The 24,382-nt window shown below is 41.8% G+C and carries 18 protein-coding genes and 1 pseudogene; 10 read left to right on the plus strand and 9 right to left on the minus strand.

The window, feature by feature from the left end; genetic code table 11:
• Positions 1–171 precede the first annotated feature (171 nt).
• Positions 172–3,279: an efflux RND transporter permease subunit gene (locus MN869_RS03760; RefSeq protein ID WP_241305728.1), complete on the minus strand. Its 3,108-nt coding sequence runs from the start codon at positions 3,277–3,279 to the stop codon at positions 172–174.
• Between the two features lie 331 nt (positions 3,280–3,610).
• Here MN869_RS03760 and MN869_RS03765 point away from each other — a divergent pair, with 331 nt between their 5' ends.
• Both MN869_RS03765 and MN869_RS03770 read left to right on the plus strand, forming a co-directional pair.
• Entirely contained in the window at positions 3,611–5,224 is a 1,614-nt protein-coding gene (locus MN869_RS03765) for a phosphoethanolamine transferase (protein ID WP_241305729.1), read from the plus strand.
• 172 nt (positions 5,225–5,396) lie between these two features.
• Positions 5,397–6,539, plus strand: a complete 1,143-nt coding sequence (locus MN869_RS03770; protein ID WP_241305730.1) for a glycerophosphodiester phosphodiesterase — start codon at positions 5,397–5,399, stop codon at positions 6,537–6,539.
• Between the two features lie 43 nt (positions 6,540–6,582).
• Here MN869_RS03770 and pnuC read toward each other — a convergent pair whose 3' ends face one another.
• Positions 6,583–7,155, minus strand: coding sequence for a nicotinamide riboside transporter PnuC (gene pnuC, locus MN869_RS03775; protein WP_241305731.1), 573 nt, complete (start codon positions 7,153–7,155; stop codon positions 6,583–6,585).
• Positions 7,156–7,557: 402 nt separating this feature from the next.
• Here pnuC and MN869_RS03780 point away from each other — a divergent pair, with 402 nt between their 5' ends.
• Positions 7,558–8,508 (plus strand): DMT family transporter, encoded by a 951-nt coding sequence (locus MN869_RS03780; RefSeq protein ID WP_241272798.1) that lies wholly within the window; start codon positions 7,558–7,560, stop codon positions 8,506–8,508.
• Positions 8,509–8,631: 123 nt separating this feature from the next.
• Positions 8,632–10,233: pseudogene (locus tag MN869_RS03785) on the plus strand (CocE/NonD family hydrolase).
• Between the two features lie 34 nt (positions 10,234–10,267).
• Here the strand turns inward: MN869_RS03785 and MN869_RS03790 are convergent.
• From MN869_RS03790 to rlmE, 6 genes are all read right to left on the minus strand, one after another.
• Positions 10,268–10,582, minus strand: a complete 315-nt coding sequence (locus tag MN869_RS03790; RefSeq protein ID WP_004801585.1) for a DUF5713 family protein — start codon at positions 10,580–10,582, stop codon at positions 10,268–10,270.
• A 110-nt stretch (positions 10,583–10,692) separates the two neighbouring features.
• Positions 10,693–12,333, minus strand: coding sequence for a VWA domain-containing protein (locus tag MN869_RS03795; RefSeq protein WP_241305733.1), 1,641 nt, complete (start codon positions 12,331–12,333; stop codon positions 10,693–10,695).
• 150 nt (positions 12,334–12,483) lie between these two features.
• Complete coding sequence (locus MN869_RS03800; RefSeq protein ID WP_004801588.1) at positions 12,484–13,242, minus strand: SIMPL domain-containing protein; 759 nt, start codon at positions 13,240–13,242, stop codon at positions 12,484–12,486.
• Between the two features lie 93 nt (positions 13,243–13,335).
• Positions 13,336–14,187, minus strand: coding sequence for a dihydropteroate synthase (folP, locus tag MN869_RS03805; RefSeq protein ID WP_005322797.1), 852 nt, complete (start codon positions 14,185–14,187; stop codon positions 13,336–13,338).
• Positions 14,188–14,323: 136 nt separating this feature from the next.
• The gene (gene ftsH, locus MN869_RS03810) at positions 14,324–16,219 is read right to left on the minus strand and encodes an ATP-dependent zinc metalloprotease FtsH (protein WP_004801591.1); all 1,896 of its coding nucleotides are present in this window, start codon (positions 16,217–16,219) and stop codon (positions 14,324–14,326) included.
• A 136-nt stretch (positions 16,220–16,355) separates the two neighbouring features.
• Positions 16,356–17,006, minus strand: a complete 651-nt coding sequence (gene rlmE / locus MN869_RS03815) for a 23S rRNA (uridine(2552)-2'-O)-methyltransferase RlmE (RefSeq protein ID WP_005202002.1) — start codon at positions 17,004–17,006, stop codon at positions 16,356–16,358.
• 228 nt (positions 17,007–17,234) lie between these two features.
• Here rlmE and yhbY point away from each other — a divergent pair, with 228 nt between their 5' ends.
• Positions 17,235–17,561, plus strand: coding sequence for a ribosome assembly RNA-binding protein YhbY (yhbY, locus tag MN869_RS03820; RefSeq protein WP_004651934.1), 327 nt, complete (start codon positions 17,235–17,237; stop codon positions 17,559–17,561).
• A gap of 5 nt (positions 17,562–17,566) precedes the next feature.
• Complete coding sequence (locus MN869_RS03825) at positions 17,567–18,103, plus strand: DOMON-like domain-containing protein (RefSeq protein ID WP_005202000.1); 537 nt, start codon at positions 17,567–17,569, stop codon at positions 18,101–18,103.
• A gap of 55 nt (positions 18,104–18,158) precedes the next feature.
• Here MN869_RS03825 and MN869_RS03830 read toward each other — a convergent pair whose 3' ends face one another.
• Positions 18,159–18,737: a hypothetical protein gene (locus MN869_RS03830; protein WP_004801599.1), complete on the minus strand. Its 579-nt coding sequence runs from the start codon at positions 18,735–18,737 to the stop codon at positions 18,159–18,161.
• A 361-nt stretch (positions 18,738–19,098) separates the two neighbouring features.
• On the opposite strand from MN869_RS03830, the gene carA reads away from it, so the two are divergent.
• The 4 genes from carA (at position 19,099) to MN869_RS03850 (ending at position 24,371) form a co-directional block, all read left to right on the plus strand.
• A complete protein-coding gene (gene carA / locus MN869_RS03835; protein ID WP_004801601.1) occupies positions 19,099–20,238 on the plus strand; it encodes a glutamine-hydrolyzing carbamoyl-phosphate synthase small subunit in 1,140 nt (379 codons plus the stop codon).
• A gap of 14 nt (positions 20,239–20,252) precedes the next feature.
• Positions 20,253–23,486, plus strand: a complete 3,234-nt coding sequence (gene carB / locus MN869_RS03840) for a carbamoyl-phosphate synthase large subunit (RefSeq protein WP_241305734.1) — start codon at positions 20,253–20,255, stop codon at positions 23,484–23,486.
• Positions 23,487–23,578: 92 nt separating this feature from the next.
• Complete coding sequence (greA, locus tag MN869_RS03845) at positions 23,579–24,055, plus strand: transcription elongation factor GreA (protein ID WP_004651928.1); 477 nt, start codon at positions 23,579–23,581, stop codon at positions 24,053–24,055.
• 100 nt (positions 24,056–24,155) lie between these two features.
• Positions 24,156–24,371 (plus strand): hypothetical protein, encoded by a 216-nt coding sequence (locus MN869_RS03850; protein WP_005322794.1) that lies wholly within the window; start codon positions 24,156–24,158, stop codon positions 24,369–24,371.
• The last annotated feature ends 11 nt before the right edge of the window (positions 24,372–24,382 follow it).

Consider the following 24,382-nt stretch of genomic DNA (forward strand, 5'->3'; position numbering starts at 1 on the left):
ACTACAACTCTGCGTGTCCATTTAGGGAATCAAACCTCATTAGGCCGCTTATACGGCACGGCAATACTACAAATATTTTTTTATATTCTCAACTTAGACAACAAAAATGAACAATTCGAACCTTTATTAGAGGAACGAATTATTCATGTCTGCCACTAATTTATAGTGCTCTTATTTAGCCAACACAACCTTATCTTTAGGCTTAAACAAGGTTCTGACCAGTACATACATAAATGGAATAAAGATCAGCACCAGAATCGTACCAAATACAACTCCACCAAACACACTATAGCCAATCGCTTGTCGGCTCAATGCACCCGCACCACTGGAGAACATCAATGGAATCACGCCTGCACCAAAGGCAATCGAGGTCATCAAAATCGGTCTGAGACGGAGACCCGCAGCCTGTAAGGCAGCCTCTAGTGCAGTCCGGCCTTGCTGCTGTAAACTTGCTGCGAACTCAACCATTAAAATCGCATTTTTACAGGATAGGCCAATGGTGGTGAGCAGCGCAATCTGGAAGTAGATATCATTGGCGAAACCAAACCAATAACTAAATAGAATGGTTCCTCCAATCCCAAGTGGAATCGCGGCCATGACCACTGAAGGAATCGACCAGCTTTCATACAGCGCAGCAAGACAGAGGAAAATAAAGGCTACAGACACCAGATATAACCAGATTGCCTGATTACTGGATTCCTGTTCTTGATAAGACAATCCACTCCATTCCAAACCGACATCAGGCATTTGATCCACCAGACCACGAATGGCCTGCATCCCCTGCCCGCTACTAAAGCCATTGGCTGCATCTGCTTCCAAACTGATGGCAGGATAGCCCATAAAACGTTCCAACATCGGTGGTGCACCTTGCCAAGCAATCTGACTAAATTGCGAGAAGGGTACCATCTGCCCATTGGCATTTTTGACATACCAGTAATTCAGGTCTTCTGGCTTAGAACGATACGGTGCATCACCTTGTAAATAGACCCGTTTAATACGCCCACGATCAATAAAGTCATTGATATAGCTACCACTCCACGCTGTCGAGAGGGTGCGGTTAATTTCACTGACATTGAGACCATGAATCATCGCAGCTTTATGATCAATCTTGATATTCAATACGGCCTGATCATCATTGCCTTTTTTATCAAGGTTTTCGACCGAAGGTAGTGCATTCCCTTGCTGCTGCAAACTTCGGAAAGAGTTCAATAAACTTTCTCGACCCAAGCCTTTGGTGTCCTGTAGCCAAAACTCCATTTTGTCAGAGTTCCCGAGCCCACGAATCACCGAAGGCATCAGCACCATAATGCGCGCTTGATTATTTTGGGAGAAATACTTCATTGCACGCGCACGAATTTGCTGTGCGCTATTTTCTGCACCTTTGCGATCATTCCAATGTTTAAGCGATACAAAGGCCTGACCCAAATTCTGTCCTGTACCTGAAAAGTTACGCCCATGAATCACCATCACTCCGTTCAGGTTGGCCTTTTCATGTTCAAGAAAATAATCTGAAATTTGTTTTCCGACTTCTTCAGTCTTGCTCATTGGTGTCCCTTCCGGTAAACGAAATTGAACCCCTAACAAGCCTTGATCTTCTTGAGGTAAGAAGCTGGTTGGCAGATCACGATAAACCCAAATAAAGCTACCGATCAGCAGTACAATACCCAATAGAGAAATGGTTTTTAAGTTAATGACTTTTTGTGAAACATTGAGATAACGCGTTTTAATATAGTCCAAACCCTGATTGAACTTGATCGCCCAACGCGCCTGTTTCTGCTGAGGCTTTAATAAAATCGCACATAAGGCTGGGGTTAGGATCAAAGCCACCAGTAATGAAAGTCCCATCGCGACCACAAGCGTAATCGAGAACTGGCGGTAAATAATCCCTGTTGCACCACTAAAGAAAGACATTGGAATAAATACGGCGGTCAGTACCAAAGTAATCCCGACCAAGGCACCACTGATCTCATGCATGGACTGAATTGAGGCTTCCTTGGCACTGAGTTGCTGTTCATGCATCAGCCGCTCAACGTTTTCCACCACCACAATCGCGTCATCGACCAACAAACCAATCGCCAACACCATCGCAAACAAAGTCAATGTATTGATGCTCATCCCTAAAACCGCTAAAACGGCGAAAGTTCCGAGAATTACCACTGGCACGGTAACCGCAGGAATTAAAGTAGCCCGCCAGTTTTGCAGGAAGATAAACATCACCAAGACAACCAAACCAATGGCTTCGATCAGGGTTGATACCACTTGCGACATCGACTCTTTTACGAAAGGCGTATCATCTCGTGGATAGACCACAAAATAGCCTTCAGGTAGCGCTTTTTCTAAGCGTGCCACTTCCTTATACACTGCATCAGCAACTTGCATCACATTGGCCCCGACCGTCAAGGACAGTGAAAGCCCCGATGCAGGATAACCATTTAGACGGTTAAACACCTGATAGTTTTCAGCACCGACTTCGACACGAGCGACATCTTTTAAGTAAACAAAGCTGCCATCTGTATTGGCTTTGACAATGATATTTTCAAACTGTTCTGGTGTTCGTAATAAAGAACCCGAGGTGACTTTGGCATTTAAATATTGATCTTGAGCGGCAGGTAAATCCCCAATCGCACCTGCTGCTACCTGTGCATTCTGGTTTTCCAAAGCAGTGCGCACTTCACTGACTTGTAATTGATAACGTTCTAAGCGTTGTGGATCGAGCCAAATACGCATGGCATATTGCGATCCGAATACACTGACCTCGCCAATCCCTTCGATTCGACTGAGATTTAACTCAAAGTTATTGGTTAAATAATCTGAAATATCTAAATTGGTTGAACGCCCTGATTTATCTCCCAGACCGATCACCATAAATGAATCGCTCAGCGACTTGCGAACATTAACGCCTTGTCGTTGTACATCTTCGGGTAAGCGGTTAATCGCGCCATTAATCGCATTTTGTACCTGAACCTGTGCTTGATCTGGATCTGTACCTTGATCAAAGAACAGACTGATTCGGCTATTACCACTGGCATCACTGCTAGAGTTGAAATACAGCAGATGATCAATGCCTTTAATTTGTTGTTCTAAAACTTGAGTAACACTGTCTTCAACCGCTTGTGCATCTGCACCACTATAATTTGCCGCAACAGTAATTCGTGGTGGCGCAATATCGGGATAACGCTCCACCGGTAACTTTAGAATTGAAAAGAGACCGACAGCCATGACGATGATAGCCAGTACACCAGCAAAGATCGGGCGATGAATAAAAAACTTAGATAACATGGCTGTTTATTCCGTTCTAGAAACAGTCAATTTTTCAAAAAGATAGAGAGAATACGAGTACGTTCAAACTATGATCATTACCGAGCTTTCAAGCAAACACCATCCCTATTAACATATCATTTCAAAAAGCAGAAATTGAGGAGAAATAATGGATTTTGAGACTCTTCTGCATAACTTCATGCATGATCTTTGCACTCATTTAACAGTTTAGCTGTGCTAATTAATTTAATTTACTGTGCAATCAAATACTTCTTAATTTAGAATTGACACACTCCCCCCGTTAAACCGATATTAGCCGCTTAACTTTTCTCCCCCACAGTACTAGGCATATATGAAGGCCAGCTTTAAAAACTTGAATATTCTGCTGCTGATTTTGCTGCCTGCATTCATTACAGGCGGCTTGCTGATTGCCGCAGGTAATTTATCTGATGGTTTAAGGCTCGGCTTTTTATCTCTCCCTGGTGTTTTGTTTATTTATTTGGCAATTACGCGCCAGAAAACATATTGGTATGTCCTAACCATTGCTTGGTGGTTTATTGCTTGGTTAGATGCCTTACTACGTTCCAGTACTTGGTTTTTATTTAATAGCGATAACGAAGCCTATTTTGTTATTGAAGCGATAGCCAATACCAACCATCAAGAAATTTTGGGATTCTTACAGCTACATCTGGTTACGATTGCTGCAGTAGTGTTTGCTTTACTCAGTGTGCTGACTATTTATAGCTTTTCCGTATTTAAACTGGTTCAGCCTGCCCATTTTAGTCAGCTCTGGCACAGTCGCATTTATCGCAGTTGTATTATTTTATTGATGTTACTGACCGTGACCAGCTATTTGATGAAACCTTCACGCAAAGTCCACCCCATTATTTTTTGGACTGAGTTTGAGACTAAAATTGAAGATTTCCAAAATAGAATTAAGCAACATAAAGATGTCCATCAGCAATGGGATGTCAGTGCTAAACAAAATCTTGCACTGACCCAACAAGCAGTAGGCAAACAAACCCATGTACTGGTACTTTCTGAAAGCCTAACCAGTTTGAATCTAGGGGTGTGTGGTTATGCACGCGATACCACACCTGAATTAGCCAAACGACTGGCTGACATCAAAGTATTCTGTAATGCCTTCTCACCATCACCATCGACCATTAATGCATTACGGGTCTTGTTGACCGAAAGTCCTGCTGCTGAACACGACAAATATTCACCTGAAAGTGTTCTGGCTTATGCACGCGCTGCAGGATATAAAATTTATTGGCTCAGTAACCAAGATGATACTTATCTATCTTCTTTATTTGGTTCCTATGCGGACAAAGCCGTGTATAAAAACAATCGCTCTGGACGCAGTAGTACCTCTTTGGACGAAAGCTTAATTCCTGATTATCAGCAAGCACTTGCAGATCCAGATCCGAAAAAGTTAATCATTCTTCATCTAATTGGTGCGCATCCAAATTATAAAGAACGTTACCCTGCTGCATTCAATAAATTTACCAGCACCAGTAATGATCAAGTCGAAGTCGAACTTAAAGATCGGGATATTGACCCTTGGATTCGTTCCTTACGTAATGATTATGACAATGCCGTGCTATATGAAGATTCTCTGCTAGCACGATTTTTAGATACGCTGAGAGCCGATGCCGTACCCGACTTTAGATCATTCACGGTTGTATCAGATCACGGCAATGAAGTGGGGCATGAGATTGACTATGCTGGGCATAGTCCCAATACCAAAGCAGGCTATCAGGTTCCGGTGATCATGTGGGCAGATAAAATGCTCGCCACTGGTGTCAATAAAGACAGAACCATCAATACCGCCGAACTTGATAACAATTTAATGCACATTATGGGACTAAAAGATAAATCATCGCTTGGACAATCTTATTGGCAAGATAAAGACTATCAGTTTATCCCTGAGATCAATTGGCCGTATTGGAAGCATAAATCCTAAAATCATGATTAGACATCCAGTTGTGAGCAATCCTGCGACTGGATATTTGCTATAAATCACACAGACATTTTAAAATTCTTGATAATTTCATAAAAGCATCATGCAACTGTCATTGATTTGATAACTTTCGCTTTCAAACTAGCCGCTTAAATAAAAACTGATGAGTTTGTTCATGTTAAAAAAAGCTGCGCTTTGTCTCTGCCTGCTCAGTCTTGCAGGCTGTAATGATGACAATAATAATCAAAGTAAGACCACGCCACCTGAATATCAATTGCCAAAAATTTTAGTGATTGGACATCGTGGTGCCAGTGCACTTCGACCAGAACATACCCTCGCCTCTTATCAAAAAGCCATAGATGACGGCGCTGATTTTATTGAACCCGACTTGGTTTCAACCAAAGATGGTGTCTTGGTCGCACGCCATGAAAATGAAATTGGTGGGACCACCAATGTTTCCACCCTACCTCAATTTGCAGATCGTAAAAAAACCAAAGTCATTGATGGGGTCACTTTAGAAGGTTGGTTTACCGAAGACTTCACTTTAAAAGAGTTACAGCAACTCAAAGCCCGTGAACGTATTCCACAATTCCGACCAGACAACCAGAAGTATAATGATCTCTATGCTATTCCAACCTTAGAACAAATCATTGAACTGGCAGAAGCACATTATAAAAAAACAGGCAAAATCATTGGTCTATATATTGAAACTAAACATCCGACCTACTTCCAGCAACAGAATTTGGCGATGGAAGATGCTTTACTAAAAACCTTATCTAAGTATCAATACAGCCGAGATATTGCGCCTATTTATTTACAGTCGTTTGAAGTTGGAAATTTAAAATACTTAAAGAGCCAACTCGACTTACACAAGAGTGTTAAGCATGCACAATTGATTCAGCTCTATGATGCGCCAGAAGCAAGACCAGCAGATTATGTTGTGCAAAATAATCCTAAAACCTATGCGGATCTGGCAACGGCACAGGGTCTTAAAGATGTTTCGGCTTATGCCAATGGTGTCGGTCCATGGAAAGTCTATGTATTTAAAGATGCAGCAATGACACAGACCACTTCGTTTATTTCGGATGCACATAAAGTGAATTTAAAAGTACATCCTTATACCTTCCGTCCAGAAAACAACTTCCTACCCGATACACTGAAATGTAGTGCTGATGTTGCAAAAGCAGCTGAGCGTTGCAGCACAGGGTCCATTAAAGAAATGCAGCTTTATTTTAAAGCGGGGGTTGATGGCGTATTTACCGATGATCCAGCCTTAGGCCGTCAAGCCGTACAGATCTATCAGGCAACGACGAAATAATCTTTATCCACAATAACAAGGGCAGCTAAGCTGCCCTTGTTATTTATAGCTGAAACTTTTGTTTTTGTTTGACCTGTTGCCATTGCCACCAACCATAGGCTGCCAATCCAACAAAAGCCGCATAGAGTCCCGCGGTCAGGAAAACCTCTTTGTAAATAAACATACCGACATAGATAATGTTGACAAAAATCCAGAGAATCCAAGTGGCAATATGCTTACGACTGGTCCAGTAGGTAGCAAGTAAACTAAATGCCACCAATTGTGAATCTAACATCGGTACAGCAGCATCGGTAAAGTGTTTAAGAATCAAGCCAAACAACAGACCAAAAATCAGCGGCAAGCACATTTGCGCCAATACAGTGGTCTTGGCAATCGGTTCAATCCGAATATCATGGTCTTGACGTTTGCCTTTAAGCCAGTAATAGAATCCATAAAGATTCATCGCAATAAAGAAAAATTGCAGGATCGTTTCACCATATAACTTGATGGTAAAGAAAAAATAGGCATACAAACTACACGCCAAAAAGTTAAACCACCAGCACCACATATTGCGTCGAATGGTCAAGGTCACACCAATCAGACTAATCACTACCGCAAAAATTTCAAAGGCAGACAAGAGCAAACATCTTTCAGAATTTGATGGCAACATTATGGAAAAATCTGCAATTTTAGCAATGCCCAATTGTTTATTTACTTTGCTTATATTTTTATCTTTATTTGAGAAAACGACTATTTTTCACCCAAAGCCTATGCTATAAAAATCTAAAGCTAATTTAAGAATGTTGATATGTTCAGCAACAAAGTGTCTTTCGCACCCGTCATCGTGATTTCGCATGCTATTTCTGCCCATGCAGCATGGCGACGTGTCTGCATTTTTATGCGAGGAGACTTTGTACAACTTCATCCGATGCCCCATTAAAAAAGCATCATTTGAATCCCAAGGTCGCCTCAACAGCGACCTTTTTTGTTGCCTAAATTTTTTAACCCCATCTACCGTTGTTATAACAGGAACCTCAACATGAGCCAGTTACCCGAAAAGAATTTTATATCCAGCACACAGATACAACCGGCTGTGGCCCTCGTTTCCCCTCGCCTTGCTACAGTCGGTCAATTTATTGCAGTCGTGCTGATCTGGTCATTCACGCCTTTGGCCGCGGTTTTGACTGTGCACGAAATTCATTGGGCTTGGGGACTGTTTTTCCGCTTTAGTATCGCCATTCCGTTGGCATTAATTTGCCTGTTTTATTTCCGACAAAAACTTATTCTGACACCTCAGGCCTTGATCAGTTATGGCGCAGGTGCGGTTGGCTTATTTGGCTCTATGACCTTCTGCTATATGGGCGCAACCCGTGTTTCATCGGGTATGATTTCGATTATTTATGGTACGGCGCCACTCTGGTCAGGTTTGATTGCCGTCTTTATTCTAAAACGCGAACGTTTTTTAAAACGTCAATGGTACGGACTCACACTAGCAATTTTTGGCTTGTCTCTGACACTCGGTATAGGTGCTGATCATATTCAGCTGGATTCAGTTGGGGTGTTATATGAAATCATTGCGGTTCTACTCTATGTACTTTCAATGTTTAGCGTTGCCAAAGTTGGCGCAGAAATTCATCCAATCATTCAAACCACAGGCTCAACTCTGGTTTCATGGTTTGGCTATCTGTGTTTATTACCTTTTTTTCTCGCTGAGGCACCAACGCAGTTCCCGAGTCTGCAAACCAGTTTGGCCCTGCTGTATAGCGCCTTATTTTCTTCTGTGCTGGCCATGATTTTTTACTTTCATTTAATTCAAAAACTCAACCCAACTACAGTGATGCTGATCACCATTCTGACGCCTGTGTTTGCCACCTGTTGGGGCTTTTTGTTCAATCATGAGCCTCTCAGTTCACATCTGATCATAGGTTTAATGTTGCTGTGTTTCGGTCTGTTTCTTTATGCCTATCGAAACCGACCACGCCCACAATAAATATGCAAACGGATCGGTCAGGTAACACCTCCGATCCGTGATAGTATCTATTGATCGGCTCAAGTACACTGTCCCAACGCTCTGCGTGACATCTCAAAGATTTGTTCAAGGATGAAATAATCGATGCGTTCTTACGTTTTATGGCTTTGCTGTAGTCTGGTATTGGTGTTACAGGGTTGTGTGCATGCGACGATACAGCCCAATTCAATAACGCTTAAAACAGCGGAACTCAAACAGCGCTATTATCAAGCAAAAACCACTGCACCTGATGGCACAGTACTCGCATTTACTGTGTATCAACCGCATTTAACATCAGATCAAACAGCTCCATTACTTTTACATACGCATGGCTTTGGTCTGTCTCGAATGAAACGGCCCTAACTCAGTTTATATGGCTTTCTTTTGCCAACAGGCCAAGTGGCAAAAACCGCTTGGCAGAATGGTTATTGGGTGATTAGCTATGACCAGCGTGGACATGGAGACAGTCAGGGAAAAATTCGTCTGACTGATCCAGAAAAAGAAGCACAAGATGTCATCACCATGATGAACTGGGCAGAAAAAAACCTGCCGCAACTAACCAAAAATCAAAACGGCGTCCGTACCGGTATGATTGGTGAGTCCTATGCCGGTGGTGTGCAGTATCTAGCTTCAGCTTTAGATCCACGTTTACAGGCGATTGTACCAATTACCACGTGGTATGACATTGTGCATAGCCTCGCCCCCAATGGCGTGCCTAAAAGTAACTGGATTGCTTTCCTCAATCTAATAGGCGACTGGTGGAATTGGAATAAATTTGATCCTGAATTGAAACAGGCCTATCTGGATACGCAGCAAGGTCAATTAAAGCAATCGACTTATGATTTTCTCAACACCCATCAAGCCAGCTGGTTTTGCAGTCATAATCAAGCCCCTCAGGCAGATGCCTTAATTATTCAAGGCTTCAGAGATGTGCTCTTCCCTTTTAATGAAGGGATTAAAGCAGCACAATGTATCCAACAGGCGCAACATGAAGTGCATTTGATTGGGGTACAAGGCGGCCATTTACAGCCCTTTACCCAGCACTCTCCCTTAGGCAGTACCCCTTTTTGGTATATTGGCAAATCGGTTCGCTGTGGCAATCAACAGCAGTACAATCTACAAAAAACCATTTTGACTTGGTTTAACCAGAAGCTAAAAGATCAACCACCAGCCGAATCATTACCTGAATTATGTGTCGATCAAAGTCCTGTCAATCATTTTGCCGATCTTAAACCTGTAACCAGCTACGATCTGAAAAAAACTTGGATCGCACCGACAGCAAACCAAGCGGTATTTATACCGATTCACACAGCACAGCAATCAGCATCGATGACAGGTTCGCCAGTTGTTTCCTTAAATATGGAAACAACGCCTGAATATGCAGATACAACCTTATTTATCTCAGTTGCGATCAAATCAAAGATGACAGAGAAATATACGATTTTAAATGATCAAACTGTGCCGTTTAATCCAGCGAAGAAGAAAAGTTACGATCAGATTCGATTGGGTTTAGCGGCTCAAAACAGCAAAACACAAAGCATCGAATTACCGAGTGTGTATGGACAACTCAATGAGGGAGATACGCTAGGCTTATTGATCAATAGCGAAAGTCTGTATTATCAAAAAATACAACAGCCCAAAATTGAAGCATGGATTTCAGGGCAAATTGTGTTACCAAAACTTTGGCATGGAGCAGCTACGAATTAGTTGTTGTTATTATAAAAACCAACGAGAGTGAAATTTACCACTCTCGATTGGCAATCAATTCTTCCATTTCAACATCTAGGTAGCCGACATCTTGCACCACCATCATCATCGCTTCAGCAATATAATCTGCGGCGGTGTCATCCAAGCTTGATTCCAAATCTTCAAACTGCGGCTTCATCTCGTTAATTTCAATCATGGTCTGATGTGCATAACGATAGATTTCCGTTTCAGATAGGTCTGTACGACTGACCTTTTTTGAAAACTGCTGGATATGCTGTTTCACTTCGGCAACGAGAATATCGGGATAATATTCATCGTCAAACATGGGGAGGAGTAAATTTTCAAACATAAAAAATAATATGCCAATAAAACGCCATGCTTATAACATAATTTAGCCAAAATCACGATATTAAGTCATAAAAAAAGCGGTTTTTTCTAACCGCTTTTTTAAAACAATGTTTAATCTTTTTTCGCACTCAAGCTTTTGGCAATCTTCGCCAGCTCTACGAACTCCTCTCGCATTTGATAAGGATCAGGCTTGGCAGATTGTTGTGCCAACTGAATAATTTGATCCCAGCCCATGGCACCATTATATTGCCCACCTTTTAGTTGCTGCGCATACGACGCTACTGCAATCGCAAACCGAGTATCGTTATTGGCCTGTGCAAGGGTTTTGCTTTCAGCCTTGACTGCTTGATTGAGCAAAATACTTTTTTCTTGGTTTGGTAATTTATAGCGCAAGTTTACAAAAGCATATTCAGACTTTTTCGCTGTATCTGTTTTCGAAGATTCCTGATAACGTGAATCATTGAGCCAACCTTGCTGACCAACTGGAATGATTTCATAAATTGCAGTGACATTATGGCCTGCGCCAATATCACCAGCATCAACTTTATCATTATTGAAATCTTCCTGCTTTAGCATCCGATTTTCATAACCGACTAGGCGATATTCTTTCACCGTTGCAGGGTTAAATTCCACCTGAATTTTGACATCCTGAGCAACAGTTGCCAATGTCGACGAAAGCTGACGCTGTACTACTTTTTTCGCTTCATTTTTATTATCGATATAGCTGTAGTTTCCATCCCCAGCATCTGCCAATTGCTCCATCAACTGCTCATTATAGTTGCCCGTACCAAAACCCAATGTGGTTAAAGAAATCCCACTTTTACGTTTCTCCGCAACCATGCCTTTTAAGGTATTGAAGTCAGTGATGCCTACATTAAAGTCACCATCTGTCGCCAATAAAATTCGGTTAATTCCGTTTTTCACTAAAGCTTTTTCAGCTTGTTTATAGGCCAGTTGAATCGCTTGTTCACCCGCGGTTGCTCCGCTTGCCTGCAAGGCATTAATCACGGCTAAAATCTTGTCTTTTTCATTTCCAGACGTTGGCTCTAAAACCAGTTTTTCACCGCTGGCATAAGTAATAATGGTGACTTTGTCTTGAGGACGTAATTGCTCGGTGAGTAAACGCAGGGTTTGTTTGACTAAAGGTAACTTATCAGGCGCATCCATACTACCTGAGACATCCACCAAAAATACCAGATTGGCAGGAGGTAATTGTTTGGTGGTGAGATCTTTAGCCTGAATACCAATCTTAATCAGCTTGGCATTTTCCTTCCAAGGCGAATCTACAGTTTCCGTGGTGACAGAAAATGGATGAATGCTATTCGGCTGTGGATATTGATAATCAAAATAATTGATCATCTCCTCAGCACGAACCGCATCAACAGGTGGCAAACGACCATCATTCAAAAAACGGCGGGTATTGGTATAACTACCCGTATCCACATCAATACTAAAAGTTGAAACAGCTTGATCCGCCACGCGATGAACCGGATTGACCTCATTTTTTTGGTATTTTTCAGTATTCTGCTCTAACCGTGGTCTCTCCATCGTTGGCATCACTGCAATATAAGATGCAGGTGCAATCATTTTACGCGTCTGAGCCAAGCCTTGATTTGACTGGGTAATCGGTGACGGCGATACAGGCATCGTTGTTTCAATCATCACTTGGTCATTGTGTTTGACAGGACTACTACAAGCCATGATCATGCAACTGAGCAAACTCAGTGTTAATATTTTTGTGGATTGGTGCATGCTTAAATTCCTAAATTCTATTTTGTCTTTTCAAATGAAGGTGATATTCAAAGATTGTATGCAAAAAAAGAAAGATACATGGTATTTGTATGTATCTTTCCTTCGATCTATTTAATTTAAAGGAGCTTGGTTTAATTCAAGACTGAAACGTTATTCAATCGCATAATTGATGGTGACCACCACGCGGGCAATTTTATTAATGGTGGCTTTGTCATAAGCGCCCCCATAATCACTGTCATCGTCAGAACCACTTTCAGGCAGGATATAAAATGCACCTTGGCTGGCTGAACGCATCATCCCGACCTTTACCCCACCAACTTTGGCAAACTCATTGGCTCGGCTATAGGCATTTTTGGTGGCATTGGCAATCAAGGACATTTTGATTTCTTCTAAATTCGACACCAGATATTCAGGTTTTTGTTCAATCGAAATGCCTTTTTCATCCAGTAAATAAGCATCTTTTGCCGCCTGTTCTATTTTCTTGATATCTCGACTGCTGATCACCAAAGACTGCAAGGCAATATAGCCTTTAAACTCCCGCTTGGTACGCCCTTCACCTGTATCGACTTCCTCATAATAAGAATCAGAACGTTTATTTCCGAGTTGCATATCTGCGGCTTTAAAACCATGTTCAACAAAGAAGGCCTGTAATGCTTTCATTTGTTGATCAAGTAATTGATAGGCTTCTGGAATCGTGTCAGAAGTGTGGTTGGTTTGTAAGTTGATTTCCCAACGTGCAGAATCGGCTTGAATCGGCTTTTCAGCTAAGCCTTTGACTGTAATTGAATTTTTAGTGCTATTAAACTGTTTAAGCGCATAACCCATCACACCGGCAGAAACAATGAAACCAAGACTCAGAATCAGGGCAAACACCCATAAACTTTTATATGTGATTGTTTTATTTTCCATTTTTAATATTACTCATCTTCATTATACATTTGTTATATTTAATCTGATTCAGCAAGTCAATAGAGCCCTTGGGCCCTACTGACGCATACAAGCTTAATGATTTTGCATCCTGTTCCAGACTTTAATCGCATCGCTGGTGGCTTTAACATCATGCGCCCGAACAATACTTGCTCCCTGCTGAATACTCAATAGATGCCCCATTACGCTCCCTACAGCACGTTCCTGTGCAGGCACACCATCTAAGGCTTCACCAATAAAACGTTTACGTGATAGGCCCGATAAGATCGGATAACCCATGCGATTGAGTTTCCAGAACTCATTCAGTAATTGGAAATTTTGCTGTGCATTTTTAGCGAAGCCAAAACCAGGGTCGATAATAATATTTTCTTTTCTCACCCCAACTGCAATCGCTTGATCTAAGCGTTGTTGTAGCTCGTAAATTACCTCTTCGGTCACATCCTGATATTGATCCAACTGGTTCATATTGGTGGGTTCACCGCGCATATGCATCAACACCACTGGGATATTTAATTCAGCAGCCGTTTCTAAGGCCTGAGGCCGAGTTAATGCACGCACATCATTCCAGATATGCGCTCCTGCTTGAACGGCTGCACGCATCACTTCTGGCTGACTGGTATCAATCGAGATGATCACATCGTATTTAGATAATGCTTCAACCACAGGAATCACACGACGAATTTCTTCTTCCAATGCAACTACTGAAGCATTCGGACGAGTCGACTCGCCACCGATATCAATAATGCTGGCACCATCTTGCATCATCTGCAATGCATGTTGAATAGCTTGGTCTTTTTGATGATGTTGCCCACCATCACTAAATGAATCAGGCGTGACATTTAAAATCCCCATCACTTGGGGTTGGGAGAGGTCTAAGCTAAAACGGCCACACTGTAACTGACATTGTGATAAGGGCATCAACTGCATGATCAAGACTCTTCCTACTTTGACAGGCTTATTTTAACAAGACCGCCTCTAGAACGTTGATGATTTATTTTCAGTTTAGGCCAAAATTGAGACAAAAAAAGAGCGACCGAAGTCGCTCTTTTTATTTTATCTTTGATTAGCCCATTGCCGGTAATGGTGGTGGAGTAGATGGACCATCTTTAGGTGGTTCAAATGCAGCCACTGGATTTTCAGCAACATAAACTTTAGGTGGTTGCGGCTCACGACCTTCCATGATGTCACGGATTTGATCACGGTCGATTGTTTCCCAATCCATCAACGCTTTCACCATTGCATGAGCGATATCTTTATTATTTTCCAAGATGTCACGTGCAACTTTATACTGTTCATCCAAGATACGGCGTACTTCTTCATCAACTTTTTGTTGAGTTGCTTCAGAAATCGTACGGCTACCCACATTACCGAAGAAACCATTTTGGTTTTCATCTTCATACACCATGACACCAAGGCGATCCGACATACCATACTTGGTTACCATTGCACGTGCCATTTTGGTTGCACGTTCAAAGTCATTCGATGCACCTGTCGACATTTGGTTAATGAACACTTCTTCTGCAATACGACCACCAAACAAGATTGAAAGTTCATTCAACATCTTATCTTTATAGTGGCTGGTCTGGTCTTGCTCAGGCAACTGCCAAGTCACACCCAATGCCCAACCACGTGGCATGATCGTTACTTTATGCACTGGGTCTGTACCTGGCAAAATTTCAGCAACAATCGCATGACCAGCTTCATGGTAAGCCGTCGCACGACGTTCTTCTTCACGAATCACCATCGATTTACGTTCTGGACCCATGTAGATCTTGTCTTTTGCATCTTCAAAGTCATGCATATCTACCGTATTTTTATTACGGCGAGCAGCAAACAATGCAGCTTCATTGACTAAGTTTGCAAGTTGCGCACCTGAGAATCCTGGCGTACCACGTGCAAGAACTTTAAGATCTACACCTGTAACAGAAGGAAGTTTCTTCAAGTGAACATTCAAGATTTGTTCACGACCACGAATGTCTGGTAAACCCACCATTACTTGACGGTCAAAACGGCCTGGACGAAGTAATGCTTTATCCAATACATCAACACGGTTGGTTGCAGCAATAACGATAACGCCTTCATTGCCTTCAAAACCGTCCATTTCAACAAGCATCTGGTTCAGGGTCTGTTCACGCTCATCATGACCACCACCTGTACCCGAACCACGATGACGACCAACTGCATCAATCTCATCAATAAAGATGATACATGGCGCATGGCGTTTTGCTTGCTCGAACATGTCACGGACACGAGATGCACCGACACCAACAAACATTTCAACGAAGTCAGAACCAGAGATACTAAAGAATGGAACCTTAGCTTCGCCAGCAATGGCTTTCGCCAATAATGTTTTACCAGTACCTGGAGGACCAACCATCAGTACACCACGTGGAATGGTTGCACCAAGGCGTTTGAATTTAGCAGGGTCTTTTAAGAAATCAACGATTTCAACCACTTCTTGTTTTGCTTCGTCACAGCCTGCAACATCACTAAATGTTAACTTGATTTGATCTTCAGATAACATTTTTGCTTTTGACTTACCAAAACTCATAGGACCGTTTTTGCCACCTGCACCACCGCCCATATTACGCATGAAGAACATGAATAATAAGATGATGAGCAATACAGGGAAACTCGCAATGAGAAGTTGCATCAAAATGCCTTGACGTTGTGGCGCTGTGCCTTCAACAACTACATTTTGTTTATTCAAGCTTGGTAGCAACTCAGTGTCTTCTACTTGAGGACGAACCGTCTCAAAGGCAGAGCCATTGGTTTTTTCACCATTAATATTTAAACCGTCAATTGTGACTTGTTTAATTTGCCCAGCATTCACCGCTGCAACGAAATCAGAATATTTCATCGCTGCAGGCTTATTGCGGTCACTGACGTTGCTAAAAATCAAAATCAGAACACCGAGTATGATGAGCCACAATACGGCATTCTTGAAGTAATCGCTCAAGGCTTTATTCCCATATCAATCTAATTTGATCATACCTAATCTTGGCTGACCTTCACAAAAACAGCAATGAATTTGCGTTGCAAAAAACTTAAAAGGTACAAAATGCACAATTTTTAACAACTTGGCAAGTACACTTTTATTGCAATGCCTTTTTACGACCTTGACCAATCAAAAAAACTTCTTTCGATCGAGCACGTGAAGCCGCAGGTTTGGCTGTTTTTAATACATCAAAACCATCGACCACTTGTTTTCTGAACTCATCAAATCCTGAACCTTGGAACACTTTAACAAGAAACTGTCCGTTGGGTCCGAGTACTTTCTGAGCAAAATCCAAAGCCAATTCACATAAGTAAATTTGACGCGGTTGATCAACAGCCCTATTACCTGATGTATTGGGGGCCATATCTGAAATTACAACGTCTACTTGACGCCCATTTAAAATATTTAACAATTTTTCGAAAACTTCTTCCTCGCGGAAGTCACCTTGCAAGAAGGTCACATCTGGAAGAGCATCCATTGCCAGAATATCTGAAGCAATCACTAGACCTTTTGAGCCGACCAATTTACCTGCAATTTGCGACCAACTACCTGGTGCCGCGCCTAAGTCGACAACCGTCATCCCAGGTTTGATCATTTTATATTTTTCTTGGATTTCAAGTAACTTATATGCCGCGCGTGCGCGATAACCTTCCTTTTGTGCTTTCTTCACAAAATGGTCATCTAAGTGCTCTCGCATCCACACACGACTGCTTTTAGACAATTTTTGATTGGTAATGCGTGTCGCCATAACTCACTAAATTTCAAAAAACTTCTGATGAGTCATTGTACGTGAAAATTACTCTCATTACAGTACGGATGTACTTCATTCACACGAACTTTTACAGATTTTTTTCGATCATCATCATTGGATATTTCAGCAATTTTCACATATTTGTTTCAAGTGCCTGCCTTCTGAATCTATCTTAGAATCGGGATGCAAGTTATACTAGGTCGTTTTTCCAATCAGGTATTTTTAATGGCGGCTTTATCTATCCATGAACGTAAACGTTTACGTCAAATTGGTCATGCACTTAATCCAGTAGTAATGGTTGGTGGCCAAGGTCTTACAGAAAACGTCATTGAAGAAACAAATCGTGCGCTGAATGATCATGAACTCATTAAAGTCAAAATTGCAGGTGAAGATCGTGACGCACGTGCAGCAGTGATTGACGCGATTGTTGAAGCAACTGGTGCAGAATCTGTACAGAAAATTGGTAAAATTGTTTTGCTCTATAAAAAAGCAGCGAAACAAAACCAACACCTGTCTAACTTGGTTCGTTTTGCTCATTTAAATAATAAGTAATTACGATGGCAAGTTATGAACTGTCTGCCTTTGATCGCTTTAGTGCCATTACGGTCGTTGGAGCAATTGAACAACAAACACCAGCAACCTTAAATGTTGGTTTTTGGGTTCGTGACCCAAATCAATTTCTGATTTACCCAAATCAAGTCACAGCACATCCACGTCAAGACTTTTTATGGGAACACACTTGCTTTGAAATTTTTGTCGGCGTGAAAGATCAAGATTTCTATCGGGAAATTAATCTATCACCTTCTCAGGCTTGGCAAGTTTATCAATTTGAAGAATATCGTTTTCCTGAAAATATGCCGCCGATTGCAGCATATGACATTGAATTGAATCATTTACAGCGCACTCATTATGGCTTAAATGTCAGTTTAGATTTGTCACAATTTATGCGCGAGCATGAATTAAAATGGGCTGACATATATCTTGGTTTGACTGCTGTTCTGGAAACTACGCAAGGTATGCAGTATTTTGCGATGCAACACAGTAGTCCTCAAGCTGACTTTCATAACAAACGTGATTGGTTACATCAGTTTTAAATTTAAAAATAAAAAAAGCGAGAAAAATTCTCGCTTTTTTTATGCCTGCAATTAATTAGCTAGCACGTACTTTATTCCAAGCTTCAACCGCTTGTTCTTTAGTGCGTTTAAAGCTACCCACCAACGTATCTTTGTGCTTCACTGAAATCTGGCTAATGTCATCTTTCAGTTCTTTGCTTACCTTGGTCAGGTCTTCAATCAATGCATTTAATTCAATTTTCAATGCATTTTTAAGTTCAAGTAAGTTACCTTGCGATGAATTAAGTTGAGTCTTAATCACTTCAATACGCTCTAGAAGATCTTGCTTGATTTGAGTCAGCTGGTTTTGAATGTTTTGATTCAATTCTTTCGCTTCAGCCTCAATTTTTTCTTGAGTTTCAGCTAACGCTTCTTTCACTTGGCCTTGGGTCTCAGCAATAACTTCTTTCGCTTGCTCTTGAGTTTCCGCAATCACTTCTTTTGCCTTCGCTGTTTTTTCTGCAACGACTTCTTTCGCTTTTGCAGTTTTTTCAGCAACCACTTCTTTGACTTCAGCAGTCTTTTCAGCAACAGCTTCTTTCGCTTTCGTGGTTTTTTCAACTACAGCAGTTTTTACTTCTTCAGCAGTTGCAGGTGTCGTTTGATTCTCAGCCATTTTGATTACCCTCTTTATTGATTGTTGATTTTTTGGCTAGATATAAGATAAAACGGCCACATCCCAAACACAAAAAAAATTGTCTGACAATTTGCATAATATCTCATGATATCGATAGAAGGATGATTGATTTTGCAATAGACACTGCCCAGCGAATGCTTATAAAAGAAATTGGGAAATTCTGACTTTAATAAATAAAACACATAGACTTTTCACGGACTCATGCGTATAATGCGCTGTTAAGTTACAAGCGAGCAGACTGGAAGGAGGGGCATGTTTTTTTAAAGACGGCCTGCCTTTTTTTATGTCTTCTCGCTTTTTTACAGCCCTATTTTTGTGGTCTTAGTTCAGGAGCTTTGGTTTGAGCACCCCCGCCATTTTAGCCCTCGCAGATGGAACGATCTTTAAAGGAACGTCTATCGGTGCATCGGGTAGTACGACTGGTGAAGTCGTTTTTAACACTGCCATGACTGGTTATCAAGAAATTTTGACCGACCCAAGCTACGCACAACAAATTGTGACGTTGACTTATCCTCATATTGGAAATACTGGCTGTAATAGTGAAGACGTTGAATCAGGTCGCATCCATAAAGTATGGGCGAATGGTTTAATTATTCGTGATCTGCCTTTATTACATAGTAATTTCCGTGCTGAACAATCACTGAGTGAATATTTAGAACAACATAATGTTGTTGCGATTGCTGATATTGATACGCGTAAATTGACTCGTATTCTACGCGACAAAGGTGCACAAAATGGTTGCATCCTTGCTGGCGAAAATATTACAGAAGAAGAAGCAATTGCAAAAGCACGTGCATTTGGTGGTTTAAACGGTTTAGATCTTGCGAAAGAATGCTGTGATCCAACAGGTTTTGAATGGACTGAAGGCTCTTGGACTTTGGGCGAAGGTTTCACTCAACCAGAATTAAAATTTCATGTTGTTGCATACGATTATGGTGTCAAAACCAACATCTTACGTATGCTTGCAGACCGTGGTTGTAAATTGACTGTTGTTCCTGCACAAACTCCTGCTGAAAAAGTGCTCGCACTCAATCCAGATGGCGTGTTCTTATCAAATGGTCCTGGTGATCCAGCAGCATGTGATTATGCAATTGAAGCAGTGAAAACCATTGTTGATACAACCAATCTACCTGTATTCGGTATTTGCTTGGGTCACCAAATTTTGGCTCTCGCTTCTGGCGCGAAAACCATGAAAATGAATCATGGTCACCACGGCGCTAACCATCCTGTACAAAACCTTGAGGAAGGTACAGTGATGATTACTTCTCAAAACCACGGCTTTGCTGTTGACGAGAGTACTTTACCTGCAAACTTAAAAGTGACACATCGCTCACTGTTTGATGGTACAAACCAAGGTATTCATCGCACTGACAAACCAGCATTCAGTTTTCAGGGTCACCCTGAAGCCAGCCCTGGTCCACATGACTGTGCCCCATTGTTCGATCATTTCATCGAACTTATCGAAGCAGCTAAGAAGTAATTACGGAGCGAATAATGCCTAAACGTACGGATATTAAAAGCATCTTAATTATTGGTGCTGGTCCTATTGTCATTGGTCAAGCCTGCGAATTTGACTATTCTGGTGCGCAAGCATGTAAAGCGCTTCGTGAAGAAGGTTATCGCGTTATTTTGGTGAACTCTAACCCAGCGACCATTATGACTGACCCTGCAATGGCGGATGCGACCTATATCGAGCCAATCACTTGGCAGACAGTTGCACAAATCATTGAAAAAGAACGCCCAGATGCAGTCCTCCCAACCATGGGTGGTCAAACGGCATTGAACTGTGCCCTTGCCTTAGATGAGCACGGCGTTCTCGAAAAATATAATGTAGAACTAATTGGCGCATCAAAAGACGCGATTGAAAAAGCAGAAGATCGTAAACTGTTTGATATCGCGATGCGTAAAATTGGCTTGGAATGTCCAAAAGCAGCCATTGCAGAAACAATGGAAGAGGCTTTGGCAATCCAAGCAGGTTTTGGCTTCCCAGTCATCATCCGTCCATCATTCACGATGGGTGGTTCAGGTGGTGGTATTGCCTATAACCGCGAAGAATTCCTAGAAATCTGTGAACGTGGTTTCGATCTTTCTCCAACCAAACAATTATTGATTGATGAATCGTTAATTGGTTGGAAAGAATACGAGATGGAAGTTGTTCGTGACAAAAACGACAACTGTATCATCGTCTGTGCGATTGAAAACTTTGACCCAATGGGCGTACACACAGGTGACTCAATCACGGTTGCACCTGCGCAAACATTGACAGACAAAGAATATCAATTGATGCGTAATGCCTCTGTTGCAGTTCTTCGTGAAATCGGTGTAGAGACTGGTGGTTCGAACGTTCAATTCGGTATTAACCCGAAAGACGGTCGTATGGTTGTGATCGAGATGAACCCACGTGTTTCTCGCTCATCTGCACTTGCGTCTAAAGCAACAGGTTTCCCGATTGCAAAAATCGCAGCGAAACTTGCCGTAGGTTATACCCTTGATGAATTGAAAAATGACATCACTGGCGGTATTACACCAGCATCTTTCGAACCATCGATTGACTATGTTGTCACTAAGATTCCACGTTTTAACTTCGAAAAATTCCCACAAGCTGAGCCAGTATTAACGACTCAGATGAAATCTGTGGGTGAAGTGATGGCAATTGGTCGTAACTTCCAAGAATCTGTACAAAAAGCACTTCGTGGTCTTGAAGTGGGTGTTAGTGGCTTTGACGAGAAAGTTGAAGCTGGTACTGCCAATGCCAAAGACATCATCCTAAAAGAGCTTAAAGTTCCTGGTCCAGAGCGTATCTGGTACGTTGCGGATGCATTCCGTCATGGTTTCTCATTAGACGACGTATTCGAAGCAACCAAGATCGACCGTTGGTTCTTGATCCAAATCGAAGACATCATTAAAACTGAAGCACAAGTGAAGACTTTAGGCTTTGGTGACTTAAACGCTGACAATATCCGTTCATTCAAGCGCAAAGGTTTATCTGACCTTCGTATTGCTGGCTTGATGGGTATTTCACAAAAACAATTCCGTAAGCAACGTTGGAACTTGGGTGTCTATCCAGTTTACAAACGTGTTGATACCTGTGCAGCCGAGTTTGAATCGGGTACTGCTTACATGTATTCAACTTACGATGAAGAATGTGAAGCGAATCCATCAAACCGTGACAAGATCATGGTGATTGGTGGTGGTCCTAACCGTATTGGTCAAGGGATCGAGTTTGACTACTGCTGTGTACACGCTGCGCTTGCAATGCGTGAAGACGGTTATGAAACGATCATGGTGAACTGTAACCCTGAAACGGTTTCAACCGACTATGACACATCTGACCGTTTATACTTCGAGCCTGTAACACTTGAAGATGTACTTGAAATCGTACGTACCGAGAAGCCTAAAGGCGTGATCGTACAGTACGGTGGTCAAACACCTTTGAAATTGGCACGTGCTTTGGAAGAAGCAGGTACACCAATCATTGGTACATCTCCTGATGCAATTGACCGTGCAGAAGACCGTGAACGTTTCCAGCAAATGATTCAACGTCTTCAACTTCGTCAACCAAACAACAGCATTGTAAAATCTGCTGAAGAAGGTATTTCAGAAGCAGCTAAAGTGGGTTATCCACTGGTTGTTCGTCCATCTTATGTATTGGGTGGTCGTGCAATGGAAATCGTCTATAACGAAGAAGAGCTTAAACGTTACCTTCGTGAAGCAGTACAAGCGTCGAATGAAGCCCCTGTCCTGCTTGACCGTTTCCTTGACGATGCAACTGAAGTTGACGTGGACTGCGTATCTGACGGTAAAGACGTTGTGATCGGCGGTATCATGCAGCACATTGAACAAGCTGGTATTCACTCAGGTGACTCAGCATGTTCGATTCCTCCGTACTCGCTTTCTCAAGAAGTACAGGATGAAATGCGTCGTCAAACTGTTGCGATGGCAAAAGAACTTGGCGTTATCGGTTTGATGAACGTTCAGTTTGCTGTTAAAGGCAACGACATTTATGTACTTGAAGTGAACCCACGTGCATCACGTACCGTTCCTTTCGTATCGAAGTGTATTGGTGACTCTTTAGCAAAAGTTGCTGCTCGCTGTATGGCGGGTCAATCGTTGGAATCACAAGGTTTCACCAAAGAAATCATTCCAACGCATTTTGCAGTTAAAGAAGCAGTATTCCCATTCGCTAAATTCCCTGGCGTAGATCCAATGCTTGGGCCTGAGATGAAATCTACAGGTGAAGTGATGGGCGTTGGTAAAACATTTGGCGAAGCATTCTATAAAGCGGTTCTTGGTTCGAATGAACGTTTACCTGGCTTACCAACTGAAGGCGAAGTGAAACATGCATTCTTATCGGTTCGTGAATCAGATAAGAAATACATTGCCAACATCGCGAAACAGTTGATCGAGTATGGCTTTAAGCTTGTTGCAACCAATGGTACACATCGTGTATTAAAAGAAGCAGGCATTGAGTGCGAAGCCGTCAATAAAGTGACCGAAGGTCGCCCACATATTGTCGACCGCTTGAAAAATGGTGAAATTCATCTTATTGTCAACACAACTGAAGGCAAACAAGCTCAGTATGACTCTGCCATGATTCGTCGTGCTGCCCTCCAAGGCAAGGTGTATTACACCACGACAATTAACGGTGCAGAAGCAGTTTGCCAAGCATTTGCTGTGAAATTGCCAATGGATGTATACCGCTTGCAAGATTTACAAACTGTAGGTTAATTCTCTACCGATAAAGTCCCGTCACCTTATCGGTGGCGGGCTTTTTCTTTTTTTAATCCTGTATTTTCCCAACCAATTTAGAGGGGACCATAATGCAACGTTATCCTATGACTCCCGAAGGCAAGGTTGCCTTAGAGAAAGAATTACAACAGCTCAAGACAGTGGATCGCCCACGTATTATCCAAGCGATTGCTGAAGCTCGTGAACACGGTGATTTAAAGGAAAATGCTGAATATCATGCTGCGCGTGAACAGCAAGGTTTCTGCGAAGGTCGTATTCAGGATATCGAAGGTAAACTGGGCGCAGTACAAGAAATTGATGTCAAAACACTTGAGCAAAATGGCCGTGTTGTCTTTGGCGTGACTGTAACGATTGAAAATCTTGATACCGAAGAACGTAAGACTTATAAAATCGTCGGTGATGATGAAGCAGATTTTAAAATCAATAAAATCTCAGTGAACTCACCGATTGCACGTGGTCTTCTAGGTAAAAACGAAGGCGACGAAGCAAAAATTCAAACACCTCAAGGTGAAGTTGAATACGAAATTGTGAGTGTGGAATATATCTAATTCATCCACCTGATTAAGTGATTAAAGAACTCTTCATTATTTGAAGAGTTCTTTTGTTTCAGGCATTCTATTTCTAAATACAATAACAATGAGATAAAGAATGCAAGATCGACTCATAAGTGCATTTATGTATGCAATTGCAGGAATTATTCTGGGTATTGGGATTGCCATCACATGGGGGTTTCATGTGAATTCTACGACCAGCTCTGCGCTCATTATTTTGAATACAGCTCTACTTTGTGCAGTTCTAGGCTTTGTATTTCCCAATCAAATTCAACGTTTGTTTACTTGGCTTTGGAAATTTTTCTCCTACTAGCACTCTCTCCT

It is taken from the genome of Acinetobacter sp. NIPH1876 (assembly GCF_022808535.1).
Classification (GTDB): domain Bacteria; phylum Pseudomonadota; class Gammaproteobacteria; order Pseudomonadales; family Moraxellaceae; genus Acinetobacter; species Acinetobacter higginsii.